Source organism: Pseudomonas putida, from assembly GCF_003228315.1.
GTDB lineage: Bacteria > Pseudomonadota > Gammaproteobacteria > Pseudomonadales > Pseudomonadaceae > Aquipseudomonas > Aquipseudomonas putida_S.
This window is the reverse complement of the sequence record NZ_CP029693.1, coordinates 818,435-840,201: the sequence shown is the minus strand read 5'-3', so window position 1 is coordinate 840,201 and position 21,767 is coordinate 818,435. Positions and strand designations below refer to the sequence as shown.

The window sequence follows — 21,767 nt, the reverse complement described above, 5'->3', positions numbered from 1 at the left end:
GAGATGGGAATGGGGATGCAACTCACCGGGAAAGGCTCGCTGGTCGCGAGTTCGCTGACCGCCATCGGTGCGTCGGTGTGCTGTGTCGGGCCACTGGTGCTGTTGGCACTCGGTGTCGGCGGTACGTGGGTGGGCGCTCTGACCATGATGGAGCCACTACGCCCCCTCTTCATCGGGTTGACTCTACTGTTCCTGGGATTGGCATTCCGCAAGCTCTACCTGGTGCCACAGGTTTGTACGCCAGGTACACCCTGCGCCGATCCGCGCACGCTCGTGCGACAGCGACTCGTGTTCTGGATCGTCAGCGTGCTGCTGCTCGGCCTATTGGCCGTGCCGTGGCTCGCCCCGCTGTTCTACTGAAGGAGATTAACCATGCGCAAACTGCTGATCGCCGTGCTTTTCGCCTTGCCCTTCGTGGCGCTGGCGGCTCCCCCGAAAACCGTCACGCTCGACGTGCAGAACATGACGTGCGGACTCTGTCCGATCACGGTCAAGAAGTCGCTGGAGAAGGTGTCCGGCGTGAGTGACGTCCAGGTCAATTTCGACCAGAAGACGGCGACCGTCACCTACGATCCCGATAAGGCCCAGCCCGAGGCACTGACTGAGGCGACCGCGAACGCGGGATACCCCTCCACAGTGCAGAAGTGAGGTCACGATGAGCGCCATTGTCCTTGAGTCCGTGCTGACTTGCCCGCGCTGCGGCTTCGCCAAGCCGGAAACCATGCCCACGGACGCCTGCCAGTTCTATTACGAGTGCAGCAACTGCAAGGCGCTGCTGCGCCCCAACCCAGGGGATTGCTGCGTTTTCTGTTCGTTCGGCTCGGTGAAGTGCCCGCCGATCCAGCAGCAGCTTGGGTGTTGCTCATAGCGTTTAGGGGGATCACAGGTCGTCGTCTGGATTACGCAGTGGCCGCAGCTCGCCGCGCGCAACTTCTTCCGGTACCGCAAAGGAATACCGCCCGAGCATGTTGATGTGCTCGTAGATCAGCGGCGATAGCCGGGCCAAATCCTCTTCCAGCACTGGATAGCCGTGCTGCTTGAGCCGTTCCACGGCCGCCGTCATGTAGAGGGTGTTCCACAGCACGATGATGTTCACCACCAGGCCCAGAGCACCGAGCTGGTCTTCCTGGCCTTCGCGGTAGCGCTGGCGGAGCTCGCCGCGTTTGCCGTGGAACACGGCGCGGGCCAGGCTGTGCCGGCCTTCGCCTCGGTTCAACTGGGTCAGGGTGGCGCGGCGCTTGGACTCGTCGTCGATATAGGTCAACGTGTGCAGAGTCTTTTCGATCCGCCCGAATTCGGCCAGCGCCTGGGCCAGCCGGGTGGGTCTATCTCCCGTTTGCAGCGTGCGCATGATGCCAGTCGCCGGCACCCGGCCGAGTTTGAGCGAGCCGGCCAGGCGCAGCAGGTCGTCCCAGTGCTCGGCGATCAGGTCGAGTTTGACCGACTGGCGGGCCAGCCCGTTGAGCTTGCCGTAGTCCGCGTCCGGGCGCGTGCGCCAGAAGCGGGTACCGCCGACATCGGCCAGCCGCGGACTGAAGTGGTAGCCAAGTAGGCGGAAGAGCCCGAACACCACATCGCTGTAGGCCCCGGTGTCGGTCATGATTTGCGTCGGCTGCAACTCGGTCTGCTGTTCCAGCACGACCGCCAGCAACACCAGGCTGTCGCGCAGCGTGCCGGGCACGGTGATGGCGTTGAGGCCGGAGAATTGGTCGGAAATCAGGTTGTACCAGGTGACACCCCGGCCGGTGCCGAAATACTTCGGATTGGGGCCGGCATGCACGGTGCGCACCGGTACGACGAAGCGCATGCCATCGGCGGAGGCGACCTCGCCGCCACCCCAGACTTGGGCCAGTTCCAGTTGGCTTTGCGCTCCGACCAGGATGGCGTTAGCCGCTGACAGGGTGTCGTCGCGGATATAATTCTGGCTGACCCAGGACAGCCGGTCACGGCGCAGCGCCGGGTTGTCGGTGCGGATCAAGGGCTCCAGGCCGGTGTTGCAGGCCCCGCCCAACAGCACCGCGCAGAGGCTGGTGACCAGGTTGTCGGCGCGTGCATTGCGTTCGGAGACATGGGTGAAGGCCTCGGAAAAGCCAGTGCGGGCGGCGATTTCCAAGAGGATTTCCGGCAGATCGACACGCGGCATCAGGTCAGACACGGCCGCCCGCAGTTGCAGCAACGAGCAGGGCTCGTCCAGCTTGTCCAGCGCCCCGAGCGACAGTTCGGTCTTGCCCTCGGTGTTCTCGCTCAGTTGAATCGCCGGGTTGTCGGGCAGGCGCGCGGCTACTGCCAGCCAGGTTGCATCCAGCTCGACGGACAAGGCGTCCAGGGTGGTTTTGGCGTCGATGGTCAGGCCCAGTGACCGGCAGATGATCGGTCGCGCCGCCAGCCATTCGGCACCGTCGAGCAGGCCAAGGCGCGGGTCGGCATAGCGCCAACTGGGCGAGACGAAGACATCGCGGCGGCGCAGGGCCGTGCGCAGCGCATCGAGCGTGCAGAACACATAGGCACCCATGTCGAGGGAGCCATCTTCGCGGGTGATGTGCTTCTGCCAAGCCTTGGCCACGATCTCCTGCGGCGCGTCATCCTCTGGCTTCCGGCGCGGCAGGTTCAGTTGCAGCCACTCCAGACTAGCCGCCACGCCCTTGCCGGCCGGGCTGAAGCCGAAGCGGATGTGCTTGAGCAGGTCGGGCAGGAAGCGGCGCACGCTGCGGTAGCGCGCTTCCAATGCAAGAAAATAGACGTCATCTACCGGGCGGATCAGCGCGTTGACCTCTTCCAGGGCCTTTTCCAGGGTGGTCCTCGGCAGGTCGTTGAACAGCCGGGCGCGCACGTTGTCATCGCTGATCGTCCTGTCCAGCACGACCTTGCACGCGGCGGCGAGCGTCGCGGCCGACCGATCCAGGTCTTTCAGGCTGCGCATGCGGGCTTTCTTGTCGGCCTTCTCCGCGTTGCTGAACAGGTCGCGCAGCAAGGCCTCCAGGACTTCCAGTGCGTCGTCGTGCGCAGTCGCCTCCAGGCAGAGTGCGAAGGCCACCAGTGTCGCCATCCGCCGCGACGCCGGCAGCCGATTAATCGCGGTGACCTTGGCCGTGTTGGCGAAGCGGGCCAGGGCGGCGATACGGCTGGGAGGGATGTGCGCCGCCGCCGGCAAGGTGATGCCGATGCCGCGCACGTCATCGAGCCGGCGCAGTGCCCGAATCAACGCGGGGCCACTGACCATGACCGGGCCGGAGCGCAATTGATCCAGCCGGGAGCTGCGGTTGCCTTCGGCCACCGTCAGCAAGTCTTGCAGTTGCAATCGCTGTTCCTCAGTCACGCTGCGGCCCAGCGTAAACCAGAGGCGTTCTTCGACCCGACTGCGCAACTGGGCGATAAAGCGCTCTAGTTGAGACACACCAGGCAGGAGGACTTTCTGTGTGAACAGCCACGAGGTGGCTCGCTCAAACAGCACTCCCGGCCGGTCGGTGCCCGTCCAGCAGAGGGCATACAGCCAGCGGCTCAAGCGAAAGCCGATGCCCGGATCGGTGAAATGACGATAGCCAAAGCGGTTCTGAATATCGGTGGCATGTATCCAGCGGCGATGATCGCTATAGCGCTGGAGGCAGTCGGGGTCTGGAATCGCCAGTTGTCGGCAAAGCACCTGCAGGACTTCCACCGGCACGGCGGCGGGCTTGTCCGGCAGAACGCCAACGAAGCGGACGGTGGTCAGCAGAACGGCATAACCCAGACGGTTATGGTTACCCCGCAGCACCTGGATGGCTTCACGGTCTTCATCGCTCAGGTGGAAGTAACGTTCCAGCTCTTCACGGCTGGGCGAATCAACATAGCGGCCAAAACCGTCGCGTTGCTCTTGAGTCAGAAAACCGACCGGCATTGATCACAGCACCTCGACGCAGAACACGGCGGGCGTGACGATCCGCGTGCGTTCGATGTGCCCGCGTTGCAGCAGGCCGGCGCGGCGATCACCGGTTACCAGGTAGTCCGCATCGCCCGCCAAGGCCATGGCCAGCAAAAACGAGTCATCCGGATCATCGGCTTCGACCTCGATGGTCAGGCGCTCCAGTACCACAGCCCGTTGCAGGTTATTGATCATGGCGCCCACCTTGGCGGGCTGTAGGATGGCCTGAAGCTTGGGATAGCGGCTGGCTCGACGAATTTCATCGAGTTGCATCCGCGAGGTCACCACCTCGAAACGCGCCGCCCGCCAGGCACGGTAGATCGCATCGGGCGCGCCATGTGGCGAGATCAGGGCGCTGAACAGGATGTTGGTATCCAACACGACCCGCATCAGCGCTTACGTGCCCAGTCGAGCGCTTCGTCAACCGCGTTGGTCAATTCTGCCTCACTCAGATGGGCGTTAGCGGCCTTGGCCTGCTCAGCGCTCAGCTCCAGGATGTGTGCCCGTACCGCTTCTTCGATGAAGCGCGACAGGTCGCCCTTACGGCCGCCGCCCTGGCTGGCCAGAAACATCCGAAGCGACTGGTCGGTGTCGGCCGAGACGGCGACATTCCAGCGAATGGTATTCATAGCGTTCTCCGCTAATAGGTGTTTGTGTGTTTATACGCCAATCACAAAGGGCGATGCAATGGTTCGACAAAACGAAGGTTTTGCCGAACTCTATCGAGGAATGGCTCGGTTCGTTAAGCTCCCCGCGCTACGGTTCAAATAACTGGTACGCTTAATCAAAGTTCAACTATTACTAACGTAGTCGAGTAAACAGTACTTTTGATGAAGATCGGTTATGCGCGAGTGAGCACTCGGGATCAGAAAGCCGACCTACAAGTCGATGCCCTGAAACAGGCCGGGTGCGAACGCATCTACCAAGACATCGCCAGCGGCGCGAAAAGCGCCCGGCCGGAGTTGGACAAACTGCTGGCCAACGTGCGGCCGGGTGATGCCGTGGTGATCTGGAAGCTGGATCGCCTTGGGCGTTCCCTCAAGCACCTGGTCGAGTTGGTCGGCGAGCTGGCAGAGCGCAAGGTCGGCTTACAGAGCCTGAATGACCCCATCGACACCACCCACGCCCAAGGCCGCCTGGTGTTCAACCTGTTCGCCTCGCTGGCGGAGTTCGAGCGCGAGCTGATCCGCGAGCGGACTCAGGCGGGTCTGTCGGCCGCACGGGCGCGTGGCCGGATCGGTGGCCGTCCCAAGGGCCTGCCAGCCAAGGCTGAGGCCACCGCCATGGCGGCCGAAACCCTCTACCGCGAAGGTCGCCTGAGCGTCAGCGCGATCGGCGAGAAGCTGCACATCTCCAAGAGCACGCTGTACAGCTACCTGCGCCACCGTGGTGTCGAGATCGGCGCGTACCAGAAGAGCGCCAGGTCACGCGACCAGCAGCCTTCGGCCGCGTCGCCGGCAGAGCCGCCCGCCGCCGAGCGGGTGGCCACCGTCACCCTGCGCCTCGCGGTGGTGAATAACAGCAAGTTCGTGCGCGGCCGGAAGCGGGCCACGGAGAACATTGAGCGCTACTGCCTGGAGCCCTATGGCATGAAGCGGCTGGATGCCGGCCACTATGAGTTGACCATTCCGTATCGGAGCGACGATGAGCTGGACAAGAGCGTGCATGACCTGCTGACCGAGATCAGCCAGGAGGCCGACATGCGCAACTGTTTTGTCGAGATGGGCGCCTGGGAAGAAGACACCGAAAAGCGTTGGTAGGGCTTACGTTGGTTTTTGGTTCCATTGCTCCCCAAACCCCACTTTCATGCGGGCCTCCTGGTCATTTTGGGTATAGGGAAAATGGCTATTGTTCCATGCCTAGCCAAAATGGGAAGGCTCCCGACTCAAATTCCTCGCAGCTCGTGCGCGACAATGCCGAGGCGATCGGGCAATGCGCCGAGGCCGCGCGCACGGCCGGTTCAGATCAGCAATGCACCATCACCGTGAAAGCGCCGGCAGCACCGGCGCAGTAGGGTTGTGGGGGGACACCAGTTATTTCGGGAGGTTTTCTTCCGCCTCAACAGGTCCGGCGGCCATCGCGACGAGGCGCGCCGCGATACGCTTGCGCAGTTGCTCGGGGAGCGGGCGCGACGACAGCGCCTCGTGAATCCACAGCCCATCGGCGGCAAGGCGCGAAATGAACCTGTCCAACTCGGCAGCGTCGTTTCCAATCGGCGCAGGAGGTGCCCAGCGGTCGATGACCTGTTGCCACAGATCGCCAAGCTGCCGATTGTCGGAGCTTTCCAGCATGAGCAGTAGTTCGACCCGCCGGGCAGCTCTTGCGCAGGTGTTGATGTAGGCGGCGTGTCGTTCGGCGTCTGTCGCCCTGTCCGAGGTGTTGCCGGCGCTCGCTTCCAGCTCCTGTTCCCATGAGCGAGTCAGATGCTCATGGGTGGCGAGGATCAGGGCTTCGCGCGACGGGAAATGATACAGAAGGCCGGCGCGTGTCATGCCGGTTTCGAGCGCTACGGCGTCGAGGGTGACGGCGGTGAGGCCGTCACGCTCGATGATGCTCACAATGGCTTCAAGCACTTCGAGGCGCTTGCTGGCTCTCGCCATGTCGGCTTCCTTAGTGTTGTGTGGGATAGGCTGACGATTGCGAGCCGGGACCGTAGCGCCGCAACAGGATGCCGGTGATCAGGGCACCCACGGCCAGAACACCCGCCGCCACGTACATGACGACCGTATAGGCGTGGTCGAATGCGATTCCTGCCGCTTGACGCACGACAACACCATCGGCCCCCGCCTCGTTGGCAAAGACCAGCGCCGACGCCATGCTGTCGCGGGCCGCTTCCGAGGTTCCGGCGGGGAACACGACGTTGACCGTATAGAGGTAGGCCAAAAGACTTCCGAGAATTGTGACAGCGAACAGACTGCCAAACTCGTAGGACACTTCCTCGACCGACGACGCCATGCCGGCGCGATGCACAGGCACATTGCCCACAATAGCCGTTGATGCCACCGACATTGTTGCACCTACGCCGGCACCGGTCAGCGCCAGACCGGCGATCAGCCAGCCAAGGCCATGAGTGATGCCCCATGTCGCAAGCAGGACCGCCAGCGATCCCGCCGCAAGCCCGCCAGCTATAAGGATACGTAGGCCAATACGATGCAGGAATGCACCACCGAGCAGCGCAGTCGGCAATGATCCGAGCGCCGCCGCCGAAACCAGCATCCCGGCTTCCAGCGGCGTGAAGCCCGCAACGAGCTGGAAGCGTTGCGTCGTAGCAAGCTCAACACCGCCGATGGCGAACAGGGAGAACGCGGCCGCTAGAACGCCCGATGTGAACGCGGCATTGCGGAAGATCGAGAAGTCGAGCAGCGGGAACGGCAGGCGCAGTTGCCGGCGGACGAACAGCGCTCCGGCGAGGATGGCAACCAGCAGCGAAATAGCGGGGACGGCCCACGACTGCCCGGCATGGGCAGATTCCTTGATCGCGATCACAAAAGCCGACAGCGCCACCAATGCCTGAAACGACGACACCACGTCCCAAGGCTTGGTCGCATCGCCGGCCACCTTCGGCGCAACGATCAGCGCCGAAATGAAGGCAGCGACCACTACCGGCACATTGATGAGGAACACCGACCCCCACCAGAAATGGCCGAGCAGAAAACCGCCGATGATCGGTCCGAGCGCAGCGCCGACGACCGACAACGACCCCCAGATCGCAATGGCGATGTTGCGTTCCCGGTCATCCTCGAAGGTGACGCGGATGAGGGCGAGTGTCGCGGGCATCATCGCCGCCGCGCCGACCGCCAGAAAGGCCCGCGCCCCGATCAGGATTTCCGCTGTAGGCGAATAGGCCGCCACAATCGACGCGACACCGAACAGCACGAGGCCGATGAGGAACATGCGCCGGTGACCGATCCTGTCACCCAGCGTCCCGGTGCCGAGCAGCAGGCCGGCCATGACGAGGGGGTATGCGTTGATGATCCACAACCCTTGCGTTGCCGTCGCGCCAAGCTCGCGCGTCAGGGTAGGCAGGGCCGTGTAGAGGACCGAATTGTCCAGAACGATAAGCAGGAGACCGGCGGCGACGGTCACCAGAAGAACCCAGCGGTTCGAGTGGGCGGCAGGCATGATAGCACCATTCAGTGAGAGTAGCCAAACTTTACAGACAAGTTAGTAAAGTATCAAGCGCCTGCCCGTGAGGCTAGGTTATTTTTGGCCATGCAACTTGGCCGCGTGGATCTCGTTGTGGATCTCGCCGGCGTGGATCTCCGACCTGGCCAGCACGCCAAAAAAAACCGCCCCGGAGTGCGGGGCGGCGAAGTGGTGCAGGGTGGTGGTGGGGTTATCCGATCTTGGCGGCCCGCTTCGGCCGCTGCTCTTGCTTCTGCTCGCGCTTCTGCTCCTGTTCCAGTTTCTGCGCCTTCTGCTCCTGGCCAACGTCGATCAGCACCTTGCCCACCGCCGTAGTGACCTGGCGCTTGACGCCTTCGCGGCCCAGCTCGCTCTTGTTGGCCAAGTCGTTGAAGTCGGTGAAGCCCTTGGGATCGCCCGCCTGCTCGCCTGGCGCGAAGATCGGGAAGATGGCCTTGCCGCCGACCGCCTGCGCCGCTTCCTCGGCCTTGGCCCGGCCGGGGTTGTGGCCGCGCTCGATCTCCTGCTGTTTGTCATCGTCGCCGGCGATGATGATGGGCTTGTCCGGGTACTTCTCATGCAAGGCGCGGGCGACGTGGGGCAGATTGCCGGAGTCAAACGCGGCGACGGTAGCGAAGCCCAGCGCCTCGGCATTGCTCGCGGCCGTGGCGTAGCCCTCGGAAATCACCAGCGCCGGCGCTGCGGCCAAGGCATCCATGCCGCCGACCGGATGGAAGCATCCTTCCTTCTTCGAGTCCTTGGCGAATCGCTTGGTGCCGTCCTCCTGGATGTACTGCATCGTCCACTGCTTGCCGTCCACGTCGAAGGCGGGGATGTAGGTTTTCTGGCCGTCCTTGTCGGTCAGCGCCCCGGCCTGCGGCTTGATGCCCTTGGCTTCCAGGTACGGCGTCGGCTGCTCGATGGCGGTAAGGCCGTCCATCTGGCGGCCGACCCGCTGCGCGGTCGCTTCCTGCTGCTTCTCGATCTCGGCGCTGCGCTCGGCCAGCTTGGTCGCGGCCTCGGCTTGCAGCTTGGCTTTTTCCTCGTCGCTCAAAGCGTAGCCCTTGCTCTTCCAGGTCACGTCCGTGCCGGTCTTGTTGTTGATGATCCGGCCCGCCGGGTGGCCGTCCAGGTGGCCGACATAAAAGCCGTCCAGCGCGCCGGCCTTGCCGCCCTCGACCGGAACACGGTGCTTCTTGCCGTCCATGATCGGATGGTCGCCGGCCGCGCCCTTGACGGTTCCAACCTGCAAGCCGGCCGCCTTCATCGCCTCGGCAAATTCTTCCCTGGGCGTCATTGCCGGCCCCTGCTGGGTCGATACGTTCTCGGGGTTCCAGCGTTCCAGCTTGGCCAAGTCGGCACGCGGGCCGGCATACCAGGACTTCGCGGCCTTGTCCCAAAGCGCGCCGGCGGCCTTCGCCTCGCCGCGTTCGGCGTAGGGAACGGCCAGATAGGTGCGGCCCTGGGCGGCTTTCTGGCCCTCGGGCTGGGCTTGGGGTGCTGCGGCCTCTGAACGGGCCTCTGTGGCCGCCGTAGCGGCTCCCTGCGCCCATTTGGCGAATGGGGCGGCATCGACGCCCGCCGGCACGTACCAGGACTGTTGCTGGCGATCCCAGCGCGCCCCGAGTCCTTTGGCTTCGTCCTTTTCCTTGAACGGCACATTGATGTACTCGCGTTCGGGCTTCTGCTGCTCCGGCTCGGCCGCCACGCCTTGGGCTTGCGCCTGCTGGTCGCGTTCAAGCTCGGCAATGCGGCGCTGCAAGTCCGCATCGTTGAGCATGGCGGTCGCCTCGGCATCCTTCCGGGCTTCTTTAGCCGCTGAAATGTCCTCGTCGGTGCTGTTGGGGTCGCGGCGCACCCGCTCTTCATGTACGCGGGGTTGTACGCCGGAATCCCAGAAATTTCCGTCAGCCCAGCTCCAGTCCCGCCACGAGCGCATCCAGGTCGATGAACTTGCCGTCAGTCTGGAAGGTGTAATGCCCGTTCAGCAGGATGTGCCGCCAGGCCGCTGGCGACATCTGCGTGATCAACGCCAGCGCCTTGGCATTGCCAGCTGCCTCGTACTTCGTCAGCAGCAGGGACAGGATCGCCGAGTTGTAGAAGATGATCGCGTTGCCGATCAGCCTGGCGCACTGGTTGCTGATCTCGATTTCGATGTCGGTGCGGCCGGTCAATTCCTTCTTCCCACCGACTTGGGCGATGGTCGAGCGTAGCTGGTGATAGGACTCAATGCGGTTCTGCGAGCGGTGAACATTACGCTCCAGTTGCGGGTCGCGCAGGTAGCGCAGTGTGTAGATACTGCGGATGAGCTTGTCGAACTCGAAGATTGCGCGCCGCGTCGGGTTCGGCGCCGTATAGGTGCACAGCTTGCGGATCAGCGTGCCCTGCGTCATTTCCTTCAGGCCCAGTGTGGCGACGATTCGGTCGATGTTCGCCTTCTCACCGACGATGAGTTGCCGGTCGATCTGGCCAGCCGGCCGGATCAGGCATTTCTCGTACAATGCCAGATCATCGGCGCAATACAGCTCCTGCAACTGGTCGTCGAGGTCGGTGAAGCGCGGCTCGAAACGAAGTCCGAACCAGTGCAGGATGGCGAAGTTGGCCTTGTTGATGCTGTGCATGTCGCCGGTGATCGCGCTCGGCACGATGTCCGACGTGTTGCGGTACCAGATGTCGAACACGTGGTGAGCCTCGTACTCGTGTGCGCCTATCAGGTAGCCGTTCAACGGCACGTGATTGCACAGCAGCGTGTAGGCGACGACGCCCTTGCCGCGGCCGAAATATTTGCGCGAGTAGCGCGCCTTCACAGTTGGTCGCTCGACGCCGAATTTCTGCCCATCAACGGCACCGTACAACGAATCGAGGTCGAACGAGTAATGCGGGAAGATCGGCAGTGCGGCGATGGCGTTGCTGATGCAATCGTTGGCCACATGTAGCGTCGCCTGGCGCAGGTACTGCTGGTAGGTACTCTCCAGGACGTGGTACGGGATGTCGCTGGTACGTGCCATAACCTGGTTGCCGTGGTTCATGGCTTGGGCAATGATCACCGCCATCAGACTGTCGGCGTCGGCTACCTTCTTCGCATAGCGTGGCTGCAATGGTGTCAGCGCCGACAGGAACTGGCACTGGCCGTTGACGAAGCGAAACACGTCGGCGACATCGCAGTATGGCAGTTGCTCGTAGAGAGCTTGCTCGCGCGCCTTCTGGTTCTCCCCCTTGGGCTTGCGCCAGGTCAGTCTCTGCGTGTCCTTGTCGTATTCCAGGTGCGTCAGCTTGCCCTGTTTCAGCTCGCGATTGAACGCCACCCATTGCGCACGCAACTCGGTCGCCAGTGCATCGAGCTGGGCACTGACCGGCTGCCGCAGGAAGGGGATGTCCATCTGCGCGAGCACGGCGGCTTTCTCGTCCATCGAAACCAACTCGTCGGACAAATGCCGGTGCTGCAAGCTATCGTCAATGTAGAGCTCGCCCGCCTGGAAGCGTTTCCTGACCTGACGGTAAAGCCAGAATTCGTAACGATCGGCATGCAGGCCTGTCGGCGTGCCTTCGGCATCGAACATCAGCAGGTACGGACGCAAGCGTTTCGGCAGCGTTGCCGCCGGACATTCGTCGAGTGGCCGTTGTGATAGGCGCTGCTGCTTGGCGAACACGCTCTTGGCCCAAGTCAGCGCCGCGAGCCATGGGTTATCGGGGGCCGTGCCGGCGAAGTCGAGCGCGACGTACAGCGGCCGTAGATGGCGTCGAATGCGTTCGGCCAGGCCGTCCACCGCCTGCCAGTGCAGCGCCAGTTTGTTCAGTGGCTTGACGCTCATGCGCTGCGCCGTGTTTTGCAGCAATTCCCTGGACATGATTTTGTAGGCGCGTTGGCGCACCTCGCCGAACGGCGTCGGATCGGCCACGCTGTCGTCCACGTACAGCGACAGCAGGCGGCCAACCTGCGGCGTTTCCTGATGGCGTCGCAGCTGTTCGGCGACAAAGGACTGTTTCGCACCCGTGCGGCTCTCGTCCTCAAGTTTTTTCATGTGGAAGGCCATCGCGTCGACCAGGTTGTCGGTGAGCTGCCGGTAACGTACCCAGGCATAGCACAGCAGGTAGAGCCGGGTCTGCTCCGCCTTCAGGTGGCGCAGGTCATGGACGGTATAGAAGTTCGCCAGGCTCGCGTAGTACAGCAGGTTCTGCTGCGAGATGCCGAGCTTGGGCAGCAGCGCCTTGGCGATCCCGTGCAAGGACTTCAGCGTGGCGCGCTTCTCGCGCTCCCCTGCCATCTGACGCCAGCCGAAATCTTTAGCGTCCTGCTTGAGCGCTGCCAGTTGAGACAGGGTGTCGTCACGCACCAGGAGCTGGCCCAGCGCAGCTTTGGCCGATTCGTCCAACACTTCTGCCAGCAAGCCGCCCAAGCGCCTGCGTTCGGTGGACAGGGCTTCACTGACCAGCTCTTGTAAGGTGGTGTGGCCGGGCCGGATGATTTTGTGCTCGCTGAGCCAAACGATCAGTTCGGCGGCCACGAATCCTGGCATTACGTCGCGCCGCACGATCTGTTCAGCCTGCTGTGCCAGTTGCGGCAGGAAGCTAGCCGCCCACGACCGGTAGCCGAACAGTTCGGCGATCTGACCCCTCTGGCTGTAGTGCTCATGCTTGGTGATCGCCTTGCGTTCGAACGCTTCGCCGTGGAAATAGCGACTCAGCACGAAGGCGCAATCGTCCTCGACCTCATGCCAATCGAAGCGGAAGAAAGCATGCTTGGCCTTGAAGTAGCCGATCTGCAAGACGCAATAGACTTGGGCCTGCAGGCTAGGCCGGCTGCTGGCGAACGCCAGTTCAGATTCGGCCAACGCCAGGTATTCCAGCCGCTGAGCATCGTCGAAGTCCGGTAGGCCGTACAAGGCTTCCTGCTCTGCGTCAGAAAAGACGGTGAGTAGCTTATTCTTGTTGCTCATCGACCGTCCTTCCCGCACCACGCCAACCTGCTCGCGTCAATGTTTCGATCAACGTAGTGCGCTTGACATTGAAGTTGCGGCACACCGCCGCCTTAGACATGCCGCCATCGAGCGCGGCGACGATGGCGTCCAGCTTCTCACCAGTGATCGCCTGCGGCCGGCCGCCGATCCGGCCGCGTTTGCGTGCGGCGGCCAAGCCCGCGACGACGCGCTCCTGAATCAAGGCGCGCTCGTACTGCGCGAGCGCACCGAACACCTGGAACAGGAATTCGCCCGAGGGCGTCGTAGTGTCCAGGTTCTCTGTCAGCGAGCGGAACGCCACCCGCTTGTCCTTGAGCGAAGTCACAATGGCGAGCAGGTGCGACAGCGAGCGACCGAGCCGGTCGAGTTTCCACACCACCAGCACATCGCCGGCTCGAACGAACTCAAGCGCCCGCGCCAAGCCGGCACGGTCATCCTTCGCGCCAGAGGCACGATCCTCAAACAGGTGACGCGGATCGACGCCGGCGGCGAGCAGCGCGTCGCGCTGCAAGTCCGTGCTCTGGCGGTCGGAGTCCGACGACACGCGCATGTAGCCAACCAACATAGGCGGATAACCATCAAAAACAGGTTTCCGCATAATAGTGAATAGCGATAGAGTTTTCCGTACATTTTTGAGGGGGTGTTGCACAGGTAGCACAGCGGCGGCTGACAGCCTGTCGCAAAACAAATGTTTTACGACACCTCCTTGAGGTTGCCGCGTTTACATCATTACCTGAACAGGTATAAAATTCCGTCATGACAAACAAAGAAAAACCGCTCGAATGGATCGCGAGCAGCCACAAGGATTTGATGGCGTTGCCGTCCGACGTGCGTCGCCGTTTCGGTTACGCGCTCTCGTTGGCGCAGATAGGCGATCAGGATGACGCAGCAAAGGTGCTCAAGGGGTTCGGTGGTGCCGGCGTGCTGGAGGTCGTCGAAGACGATGCCGGCGGCACCTATCGAGCGGTATACACGGTCAAGTTTGCGGAAGCGGTGTTCGTCCTGCACTGCTTCCAGAAGAAGAGCAAGAGCGGAATCGCCACGCCAAAGGCCGACATGGACATCATCCGCGCTCGGCTGAAGGTGGCCGAGGTATTGGCACAGGAGCTACGAAATGCAAAAACGAATCATTGAAGGCGTCGAGGTTCAGCGCAGCTCGGGCAACGTCTTTGCCGACCTTGGACTGCCTGACGCTGAAAAGCTCAAGATCAAGACCGGCCTGGTGGTCGAGATCAGGAGGGCCATGCGCGCCCTTGGGCTGACTCAACAAGCGGCGGCCAAACGCATGGGCATCCCGCAACCGAAGGTGTCGGGCATGATGCGCGGCGACTTCACCAATCTATCCGAACGCAAGCTGATGGATTGTCTGAATCGCCTCGGCTACGACATCGAAATCAAGGTACGGCCAGCAGCCGAGCCGATCGGGCATCTAACGCTCGCAACCGCTTAATCGGAGCTCTCCTGATGGCAGCCCGCATCACCGACGACGAATGGGACGAACTGACTCCCGAGAATTTCGATACCACGGCACTGCTGCGTGCAGTCGATGCCGTGGACGTGCTGCGCGGCGATTTGAATGACAGCGCAGACGGCGCACCTCCGCAACTGCGCACCGACCTGTTGAAGCTGCATCAACTGGCAATGGCCGCGTTCAACGAGGGATCACGCAGCCGAGTGGCTGAGCTATTTGATCTCGCCGTGGATCTTCAGGATCAGGTTGATCATCTGATGACCTCGCTGGAACAAGTGCAAGAAACCCTGTCCCGGTGACGGCGCTCTACCCAGAAAGCCTGTCCTGAATGTTCTTGGAGACAACCACATCATGAGCCGCAGCCGCCGCAAAACGCCCATCGTTGGGCACACGACCTGCCGTAGCGAGCGCGAGGACAAGAAACTCTGGCATCAGCGCTGGCGAACCCACGAGCGCACCGCGCTGGCCAGCGCGTCGCCGGAAGCTCTATGCGCCCATCTGCCTCTACTGGAAAACCAGGTCAGCAACGTCTGGTCGATGGGTAAGGATGGCCGCTCCTACTGGCCCATCAAGCGCCAGGCCGCCACGGCGGATCGCATTGCCAACCACAAGGGACGCAATCCGCAAGAGCGCGCCTCCCTGAAAAAGCGTCTGCTGCGCAAGTGGATGAGCAAATGAACCTGTCCACCATCGAGGCGCTGGCTATCGCTTGGGCGCGAATCGCTGAAGAAGCAGAACTCCCAGCCGGCTACGAGGGCACGGCGACGCCAGAGGCGCATCGGGCCTGCGAGGTGATCCAGGAGCGGATTCGAGAGCACGTCGTCGCCACCAATGACATGCGGCTGTTCGGCCTGCTGCACCTGCTTGGGCAGGCGTCGCTGCGCATGGAGCAAGCGCTGTGGCCGGAAGAATATGCGCGGATGACCCGCGAGGTCGAGGAAGCTCTCCGAGAGGCCGACGACCCCAACGCCAAGTCGTACACCCACGAAGAAGTCATGCAGGCGATGCAGGAACGCATCGACCGAGCGCGAGACAAAGCCATGTTGATCGGCTGACGGAAATTTCGGCGGTTCCGGCTGATCCAAGAATCTTGGCGTGACCTTACCTCCGCTCTACCGCTGGGTGCCAGCCTCGGCGCACGCCTAACCACCCAACTCAGAAAGGAAAATAAGTTGGTAAAACGCATTCCCGTATCCGAGCTTCGTCTCGGCATGTACATCCACAAGCTCGCCTGCTCTTGGGTTCGACACCCATTCTGGCGCGGCAGCTTCCTGCTGACCGAGCCTCAGGATCTCTCTGCCATTCGAGAATGTGGCGTCGGGGAGGTCTGGGTCGACTTGGCCAAAAGCCAAGTCGACCCAGAGAGCCCAGAGAGCCCAGAGAGCCCAGAGCCCAGAGCCCAGAGCCCAGAGCCCAGAGCCCAGAGCCCAGAGCCCAGAGCCCAGAGCCCAGAGCCCAGAGCCCAGAGAATTGTCGGAGGAGCAATCTCTGCCGTCTAGTCCACTAAGCAAGAAAAGTGACGGCGCAACCTCAATGGAGAGCGAAATGTGTTATGCACGGAAACTCTGTCTTGCGGCCAAGTCCCAAGTCATGGACATGTTCCAGGAAGCCCGGCTTGGCAAGGCCGTCGACCCAAGCACGACGTTGCCGCTGGTCGGAGAAATCGCTGCCTCGGTGCTGCGCCAACCTCATGCCCTCATCAGCGTCGCACGCATCAAAACGCACGACGATTACACCTACCTGCACTCGGTTGCCGTCTGCGCCCTGATGCTATCGCTGGCCCGGCATCTCGATCTAGACGAGGAGCAAACGCGCCTGGCTGGCATCGGCGGACTGATGCACGACCTAGGCAAGGCCGCGATGCCGCTGGAAGTGCTTAACAAACCAGGCAAGCTGGGGTCGTTTGCGGGAGGGGGCGGAATCCTACGCTAAGGCTTTGGCCAGCGATATTCTCCGGTGAGATTGATGTGTTCCCATCCGAGCGGCGAAACATGGGCCAAGAGATCGGGCGATAGCAGCTTTCCATCGCGTTTCTGGTTTGCAACGACCTCGCCGAGCTTCATGGTGTTCCAGAAGATGATGATGGCGGCGAGCAGATTCATGCCGGCGATGCGGTAATGCTGGCCTTCGGCGGAACGGTCGCGGATTTCACCGCGGCGGTGGAAGCTGATTGCCCGCTTCAGCGCATGATGAGCTTCGCCTTTGTTGAGCCCGATCTGGGCACGCCGTTGGAGTTCGGCATCCAGAATCCAGTCGATCATGAACAGGGTGCGCTCGACGCGACCGACTTCCCGCAGGGCTGTCGCGAGCTCGTTCTGCCGCGGATAGGAGGCGAGTTTCCGCAGAATCTGGCTTGGCGCGACGGTCCCGGCAGCAATGGTGGCGGCGATGCGCAGGATGTCGGGCCAATTGCGCTCGATCATGGCTTGGTTGACCTTTCCGCCGATCAACGCTCGCAGGTGCGCCGGGGCGGCCGACGGATTGAACGCGTAGAGCCGTTTGGATGGCAGGTCGCGGATGCGCGGAGCGAACCGGTAGCCGAGAATGGCACATGCGGCAAAGACGTGATCGGTGAAGCCGCCCGTGTCGGTGAACTGCTCGCGGATATGGCGTCCAGCATCGTTCATCAGCAGGCCATCGAGGATGTAAGGCGCTTCGCTTGCCGTTGCAGGAATCACCTGGGTTGCGAACGGCGCATATTGGTCGGAGACGTGGCTATAGGCTTTCAGGCCCGGGGTATTGCCATATTTCGCGTTGACCAGGTTCATGGCCTCACCTTGCTCTGTAGCGACGAAGAACTGTCCGTCGCTCGAAGCCGACGTGCCCATGCCCCAGAACCGGGCCATGGGTAACGCTGCCTGTGCCTCGACCACCATGGCCAGCGCCCGGTCATAGGCTTCGCCCTCGACATGCCACCGTCCAATGCGGATCAATTCCCAGAAGGTGTGGGTGTTTGTCGCATCCGCCATTTTGCGCAAGCCGAGGTTGATCCCTTCCGCCAAGATAACGTTCATTAGCCCGATCCGGTCAGCGCAGGGTGCTCCTGTGCGCAGATGGGTGAACGCTTCGGTGAAGCCGGTCGCCGCATCCACCTCCAGCAGGAGATCGGTGATGCGCGTGGGCGGGATCTGCTTGTAGAGATCGAGCACCAGATCTTCGGCGCCTGTCGGCGCGGCGGCTTCGAGTTTCTCGATATGCAGAACGCCGTTTTCAATCGACCCGCCCGGGATCGTGCCTGCGCGAGCGGCACGGCCAAGCTCGCGCAACCGCATGTCGAGGCGAGCTTGCCGGTCTGCCAGCCATTCCTCCGGCCGCAATGGCACAGCGAGACGACCGCCTTCCGCGATGGATTGTGCCGGAACGAGTGCGTGTTTCAGATCGCCATAGCGCCGGGACCTAGTAAGCCAGACATCTCCGGAGCGGAACGCATCGCGCAGATGGAACAGCACCGCGATCTCCCATAGGCGAGCGTCGCCAGCCCTCTGGGCCCGAAGGTGGCGATGCCATTTCGAGCTGGGCCGCAAGAAGCTGGTCATCGCGGCATCGTTCAAACCGGTACGAAGGGCCGTCACCGCTTCCAGAAGCGGCAGTGCAACGGGCGCAGCTCGCAGATCGAGCAGGCGCAACATGCGTGGAGCGTATCGGCGGAAGCGGTGATAACCGTCGAGCACATGATTGAGCGGATCGTCGGCCATGGTGGCGGTCAGCCTGGTTGCCATTGCAACAAGGGTTTTTAAGCCGTCCCACCCTGACCCACTCGCGATGACATCGCCCAGCGGCTGGCCATCATCCTGTGCATCGACCAGGGCGCCCCCGATCTCGGCGAAGGATTTCAGGGTGTCACGCACCACCCCCGCTTCGTCTGCGACCTTTGCATGGCAAATACGCTCCGAAGCACGGTAGAGACGGCCGACGATCCGGTCGTGGGTTTCGACCACTGCGTCGGCCAACATCGCCTGCCATTCCGAGACGCAAACAGCCAAGATCGCAAGCCGCCTGTCCTCCGGGAGATCGCGCATGCCGTCGGCATAATACCGTTCACCCTGCCTGCGCAGACGAGTCACCCGATGGGCAGGAACGCCGGCAAGCAGATCCTCGGGGAGATCGATGCGTTGCAGATATTCGAGCCGGTCGAGCAGCCGGTTGGCCGACGAAGAGTTCGAGCCAGGCTCGAACTGGCGCAGCCACACAAAACGGGTCACCCGATCATCAGCCGTCTCCTCGAGCAATGCCAGCAACTGTTCTCGGATCGACATAGGCAGCCGACTGGCGATCCTCGTCTCGATGCGTCGCTCGGCATCGACGAGAGCCGCGGCACAAAGCCGCTCGATCGTGGATGTCGCGGGAAGGACAGTGCGGGTGCGTCGGCACTCGGCTACGAAGCGACGGGCGATATCCTCGTTCGACACCGCCATCTCGGCTTCTCGGAACAACCATTCCTTCAGCTCGCTCGCACCACGTCCGGAGAAGGTGCGGAAGCCGTAGAGCCCCCGTAACTCGGCAAGATGCTCGTGCCGTGTTTCCTCGCGGGCAGCATAGTCTACGAGATCGTCGGCACCCAGGCCAAGCTGCGCTCCGATAAATTCGATGACCTCTGCAGGGATCAGTTCGCCTGGAGCCAGCACCCGGCCGGGATAGCGCAGGACACACAATTGCAGGGCGAAGCCGAACCTGTTGTGAGCGCGCCGACGCAGCCTGATATGCCCAAGGTCTTCATCACTCAGCGTATAGTGCTTGAGCAAATCCGTCTGTGAAGTCGGCAAGCGCAACAGCGCGTCTTTCTGCCGATCGGTTAGAGTGACGCGACGCGGCATACATGTTCCTTTTTCAAAATCTGATAGCGTTCAAGACGCTTTGTTTATGAAGCTGGTTGAGATACATTTCCAGAGGTCAATGCAATCGTGGCCGAAGCGCCGCCTCAAACCAACGTTTGTGATACATGCTGATCGGATATGCCCGCGTCTCCAAAGCCGATGGCTCGCAGTCTCTCGACCTGCAGCACGACGCCTTGCGCGCCGCAGGTGTCGAACGGGACAATATCTATGATGATCTTGCTTCCGGCGGTCGTGATGATCGCCCTGGCTTGACTGCCTGCCTCAAGTCATTGCGTGACGGCGATGTGCTGGTGGTCTGGAAGCTCGATCGCCTCGGACGATCGCTTGCCCATCTGGTCAACACGGTGAAGGAGCTGTCAGACCGCAAGATCGGCCTGCGGGTTCTGACTGGAAAGGGCGCTCAGATCGACACCACGACTGCGTCCGGTCGCATGGTGTTCGGAATCTTCGCCACCTTGGCCGAGTTCGAGCGGGATCTGATCCGAGAGCGCACCATGGCGGGTCTCGCCTCCGCGAGAGCGCGCGGTCGCAAGGGCGGACGAAAATTCGCGCTCACCAAAGCTCAGGTGCGTCTCGCGCAAGCCGCCATGGCCCAGCGCGATACTTCAGTTTCCGATCTCTGCAAGGAACTCGGCATCGAGCGCGTCACTCTCTACCGATATGTCGGTCCCAAAGGCGAGCTCAGAGACCATGGAAAGCATGTTCTCGGACTTACGTAGCAACTCGTTTCTTTTCGCAGGTTGAGCCACCTCCGCGCTTCATCAGAAAACTGAAGGAACCTCCATTGAATCGAACTAATATTTTTTTTGGTGAATCGCATTCTGACTGGTTGCCTGTCAGAGGCGGAGAATCTGGTGATTTTGTTTTTCGACGTGGTGACGGGCATGCCTTCGCGAAAATCGCACCTGCTTCCCGCCGCGGTGAGCTCGCTGGAGAGCGTGACCGCCTCATTTGGCTCAAAGGTCGAGGTGTGGCTTGCCCCGAGGTGATCAACTGGCAGGAGGAACAGGAGGGTGCATGCTTGGTGATAACGGCAATTCCGGGAGTACCGGCGGCTGATCTGTCTGGAGCGGATTTGCTCAAAGCGTGGCCGTCAATGGGGCAGCAACTTGGCGCTGTTCACAGCCTATCGGTTGATCAATGTCCGTTTGAGCGCAGGCTGTCGCGAATGTTCGGACGCGCCGTTGATGTGGTGTCCCGCAATGCCGTCAATCCCGACTTCTTACCGGACGAGGACAAGAGTACGCCGCAGCTCGATCTTTTGGCTCGTGTCGAACGAGAGCTACCGGTGCGGCTCGACCAAGAGCGCACCGATATGGTTGTTTGCCATGGTGATCCCTGCATGCCGAACTTCATGGTGGACCCTAAAACTCTTCAATGCACGGGTCTGATCGACCTTGGGCGGCTCGGAACAGCAGATCGCTATGCCGATTTGGCACTCATGATTGCTAACGCCGAAGAGAACTGGGCAGCGCCAGATGAAGCAGAGCGCGCCTTCGCTGTCCTATTCAATGTATTGGGGATCGAAGCCCCCGACCGCGAACGCCTTGCCTTCTATCTGCGATTGGACCCTCTGACTTGGGGTTGATGTTCATGCCGCCTGTTTTTCCTGCTCATTGGCACGTTTCGCAACCTGTTCTCATTGCGGACACCTTTTCCAGCCTCGTTTGGAAAGTTTCATTGCCAGACGGGACTCCTGCAATCGTCAAGGGATTGAAACCTATAGAAGACATTGCTGATGAACTGCGCGGGGCCGACTATCTGGTATGGCGCAATGGGAGGGGAGCAGTCCGGTTGCTCGGTCGTGAGAACAATCTGATGTTGCTCGAATATGCCGGGGAGCGAATGCTCTCTCACATCGTTGCCGAGCACGGCGACTACCAGGCGACCGAAATTGCAGCGGAACTAATGGCGAAGCTGTATGCCGCATCTGAGGAACCCCTGCCTTCTGCCCTTCTCCCGATCCGGGATCGCTTTGCAGCTTTGTTTCAGCGGGCGCGCGATGATCAAAACGCAGGTTGTCAAACTGACTACGTCCACGCGGCGATTATAGCCGATCAAATGATGAGCAATGCCTCGGAACTGCGTGGGCTACATGGCGATCTGCATCATGAAAACATCATGTTCTCCAGTCGCGGCTGGCTGGTGATAGATCCCGTCGGTCTGGTCGGTGAAGTGGGCTTTGGCGCCGCCAATATGTTCTACGATCCGGCTGACAGAGACGACCTTTGTCTCGATCCTAGACGCATTGCACAGATGGCGGACGCATTCTCTCGTGCGCTGGACGTCGATCCGCGTCGCCTGCTCGACCAGGCGTACGCTTATGGGTGCCTTTCCGCAGCTTGGAACGCGGATGGAGAAGAGGAGCAACGCGATCTAGCTATCGCGGCCGCGATCAAGCAGGTGCGACAGACGTCATACTAGATATCAAGCGACTTCTCCTATCCCCTGGGAACACATCAATCTTACCGGAGAATATC

23 protein-coding genes and 2 pseudogenes are annotated in these 21,767 nt (G+C 61.7%); 16 read left to right on the top strand and 9 right to left on the bottom strand.

Annotated elements, in window-relative coordinates; genetic code table 11:
• Window positions 1-9 precede the first annotated feature (9 nt).
• The 3 genes from DKY63_RS03795 to DKY63_RS03785 are packed head-to-tail and all read left to right on the top strand — an operon-like array spanning window position 10 to window position 868.
• On the top strand, window positions 10-360 hold the full coding sequence (locus tag DKY63_RS03795) for a mercuric transporter MerT family protein (protein WP_003089115.1): 351 nt from the start codon (window positions 10-12) through the stop codon (window positions 358-360).
• Window positions 361-372: 12 nt separating this feature from the next.
• On the top strand, window positions 373-648 hold the full coding sequence (gene merP, locus DKY63_RS03790) for a mercury resistance system periplasmic binding protein MerP (RefSeq protein ID WP_003150552.1): 276 nt from the start codon (window positions 373-375) through the stop codon (window positions 646-648).
• A gap of 7 nt (window positions 649-655) precedes the next feature.
• Window positions 656-868, top strand: coding sequence for a GDCCVxC domain-containing (seleno)protein (locus tag DKY63_RS03785; RefSeq protein ID WP_003089113.1), 213 nt, complete (start codon window positions 656-658; stop codon window positions 866-868).
• Between the two features lie 12 nt (window positions 869-880).
• Here DKY63_RS03785 and DKY63_RS03780 read toward each other — a convergent pair whose 3' ends face one another.
• Genes DKY63_RS03780 through DKY63_RS03770 form a run of 3 tightly spaced genes read right to left on the bottom strand, consistent with a single transcriptional unit; the run spans window position 881 to window position 4,527 of the window.
• On the bottom strand, window positions 881-3,874 hold the full coding sequence (locus DKY63_RS03780) for a Tn3 family transposase (protein ID WP_110962871.1): 2,994 nt from the start codon (window positions 3,872-3,874) through the stop codon (window positions 881-883).
• A gap of 3 nt (window positions 3,875-3,877) precedes the next feature.
• Window positions 3,878-4,288 carry a putative toxin-antitoxin system toxin component, PIN family gene (locus DKY63_RS03775; RefSeq protein ID WP_003150546.1) on the bottom strand — a complete coding sequence of 137 codons (411 nt, stop codon included), beginning with the start codon at window positions 4,286-4,288 and terminating at the stop codon, window positions 3,878-3,880.
• On the bottom strand, window positions 4,288-4,527 hold the full coding sequence (locus DKY63_RS03770; protein ID WP_003089107.1) for a ribbon-helix-helix domain-containing protein: 240 nt from the start codon (window positions 4,525-4,527) through the stop codon (window positions 4,288-4,290). Before DKY63_RS03770 ends, DKY63_RS03775 begins: the two co-directional genes overlap by 1 nt.
• A gap of 201 nt (window positions 4,528-4,728) precedes the next feature.
• On the opposite strand from DKY63_RS03770, the gene DKY63_RS03765 reads away from it, so the two are divergent.
• Both DKY63_RS03765 and DKY63_RS32860 read left to right on the top strand, forming a co-directional pair.
• The gene (locus DKY63_RS03765) at window positions 4,729-5,658 is read left to right on the top strand and encodes a recombinase family protein (RefSeq protein WP_003150544.1); all 930 of its coding nucleotides are present in this window, start codon (window positions 4,729-4,731) and stop codon (window positions 5,656-5,658) included.
• 95 nt (window positions 5,659-5,753) lie between these two features.
• Window positions 5,754-5,912, top strand: coding sequence for a DUF6118 family protein (locus tag DKY63_RS32860; protein ID WP_240326617.1), 159 nt, complete (start codon window positions 5,754-5,756; stop codon window positions 5,910-5,912).
• 19 nt (window positions 5,913-5,931) lie between these two features.
• Here the strand turns inward: DKY63_RS32860 and DKY63_RS03760 are convergent, their stop codons facing one another.
• From DKY63_RS03760 to DKY63_RS03740, 5 genes are all read right to left on the bottom strand, one after another.
• Window positions 5,932-6,498 (bottom strand): TetR/AcrR family transcriptional regulator, encoded by a 567-nt coding sequence (locus tag DKY63_RS03760; protein WP_008786762.1) that lies wholly within the window; start codon window positions 6,496-6,498, stop codon window positions 5,932-5,934.
• 10 nt (window positions 6,499-6,508) lie between these two features.
• On the bottom strand, window positions 6,509-8,020 hold the full coding sequence (locus tag DKY63_RS03755) for an MFS transporter (RefSeq protein WP_003830786.1): 1,512 nt from the start codon (window positions 8,018-8,020) through the stop codon (window positions 6,509-6,511).
• A gap of 214 nt (window positions 8,021-8,234) precedes the next feature.
• Entirely contained in the window at window positions 8,235-9,881 is a 1,647-nt protein-coding gene (locus DKY63_RS03750; protein ID WP_430523139.1) for a DUF5710 domain-containing protein, read from the bottom strand.
• 49 nt (window positions 9,882-9,930) lie between these two features.
• Window positions 9,931-12,960, bottom strand: a complete 3,030-nt coding sequence (locus DKY63_RS03745) for a Tn3 family transposase (RefSeq protein WP_024015041.1) — start codon at window positions 12,958-12,960, stop codon at window positions 9,931-9,933.
• Window positions 12,944-13,546, bottom strand: a complete 603-nt coding sequence (locus tag DKY63_RS03740) for a recombinase family protein (protein WP_010465829.1) — start codon at window positions 13,544-13,546, stop codon at window positions 12,944-12,946. The genes DKY63_RS03745 and DKY63_RS03740 overlap by 17 nt, the downstream gene beginning before the upstream one ends.
• 191 nt (window positions 13,547-13,737) lie before the next feature.
• On the opposite strand from DKY63_RS03740, the gene DKY63_RS03735 reads away from it, so the two are divergent.
• The 8 genes and pseudogenes from DKY63_RS03735 to DKY63_RS32560 all read left to right on the top strand — a co-directional run bounded on the left by DKY63_RS03735 (window position 13,738) and on the right by DKY63_RS32560 (window position 16,384).
• Window positions 13,738-14,115 (top strand): type II toxin-antitoxin system RelE/ParE family toxin, encoded by a 378-nt coding sequence (locus DKY63_RS03735; protein ID WP_003151133.1) that lies wholly within the window; start codon window positions 13,738-13,740, stop codon window positions 14,113-14,115.
• Complete coding sequence (locus tag DKY63_RS03730) at window positions 14,096-14,431, top strand: helix-turn-helix domain-containing protein (protein WP_001172026.1); 336 nt, start codon at window positions 14,096-14,098, stop codon at window positions 14,429-14,431. The genes DKY63_RS03735 and DKY63_RS03730 overlap by 20 nt, the downstream gene beginning before the upstream one ends.
• Before the next feature lie 14 nt (window positions 14,432-14,445).
• A pseudogene (locus DKY63_RS03725) lies at window positions 14,446-14,780 on the top strand (transposase).
• Window positions 14,781-14,803: 23 nt separating this feature from the next.
• Entirely contained in the window at window positions 14,804-15,130 is a 327-nt protein-coding gene (locus DKY63_RS03720) for a hypothetical protein (protein WP_000091614.1), read from the top strand.
• Window positions 15,127-15,507, top strand: coding sequence for a hypothetical protein (locus DKY63_RS03715; protein ID WP_001054412.1), 381 nt, complete (start codon window positions 15,127-15,129; stop codon window positions 15,505-15,507). Before DKY63_RS03720 ends, DKY63_RS03715 begins: the two co-directional genes overlap by 4 nt.
• A 156-nt stretch (window positions 15,508-15,663) precedes the next feature.
• Entirely contained in the window at window positions 15,664-15,951 is a 288-nt protein-coding gene (locus DKY63_RS32570) for a DUF3391 domain-containing protein (RefSeq protein WP_239499444.1), read from the top strand.
• Window positions 15,952-15,985: 34 nt separating this feature from the next.
• Window positions 15,986-16,036, top strand: a pseudogene (locus DKY63_RS33020) (hypothetical protein); the annotation flags it as partial.
• A gap of 6 nt (window positions 16,037-16,042) precedes the next feature.
• A complete protein-coding gene (locus tag DKY63_RS32560; protein WP_239499447.1) occupies window positions 16,043-16,384 on the top strand; it encodes an HD-GYP domain-containing protein in 342 nt (113 codons plus the stop codon).
• Here the strand turns inward: DKY63_RS32560 and DKY63_RS03700 are convergent.
• Complete coding sequence (locus DKY63_RS03700) at window positions 16,381-19,266, bottom strand: Tn3 family transposase (protein WP_001138082.1); 2,886 nt, start codon at window positions 19,264-19,266, stop codon at window positions 16,381-16,383. The genes DKY63_RS32560 and DKY63_RS03700 overlap by 4 nt on opposite strands.
• 125 nt (window positions 19,267-19,391) lie before the next feature.
• Here DKY63_RS03700 and DKY63_RS03695 point away from each other — a divergent pair, with 125 nt between their 5' ends.
• The 3 genes from DKY63_RS03695 (at window position 19,392) to DKY63_RS03685 (ending at window position 21,711) form a co-directional block, all read left to right on the top strand.
• Complete coding sequence (locus DKY63_RS03695) at window positions 19,392-20,006, top strand: recombinase family protein (protein WP_000904906.1); 615 nt, start codon at window positions 19,392-19,394, stop codon at window positions 20,004-20,006.
• A 65-nt stretch (window positions 20,007-20,071) separates the two neighbouring features.
• Window positions 20,072-20,875, top strand: a complete 804-nt coding sequence (gene aph(3'')-Ib / locus DKY63_RS03690; RefSeq protein ID WP_001082319.1) for an aminoglycoside O-phosphotransferase APH(3'')-Ib — start codon at window positions 20,072-20,074, stop codon at window positions 20,873-20,875.
• The gene (locus DKY63_RS03685; protein WP_000480968.1) at window positions 20,875-21,711 is read left to right on the top strand and encodes an aminoglycoside O-phosphotransferase APH(6)-Id; all 837 of its coding nucleotides are present in this window, start codon (window positions 20,875-20,877) and stop codon (window positions 21,709-21,711) included. Before aph(3'')-Ib ends, DKY63_RS03685 begins: the two co-directional genes overlap by 1 nt.
• The last annotated feature ends 56 nt before the right edge of the window (window positions 21,712-21,767 follow it).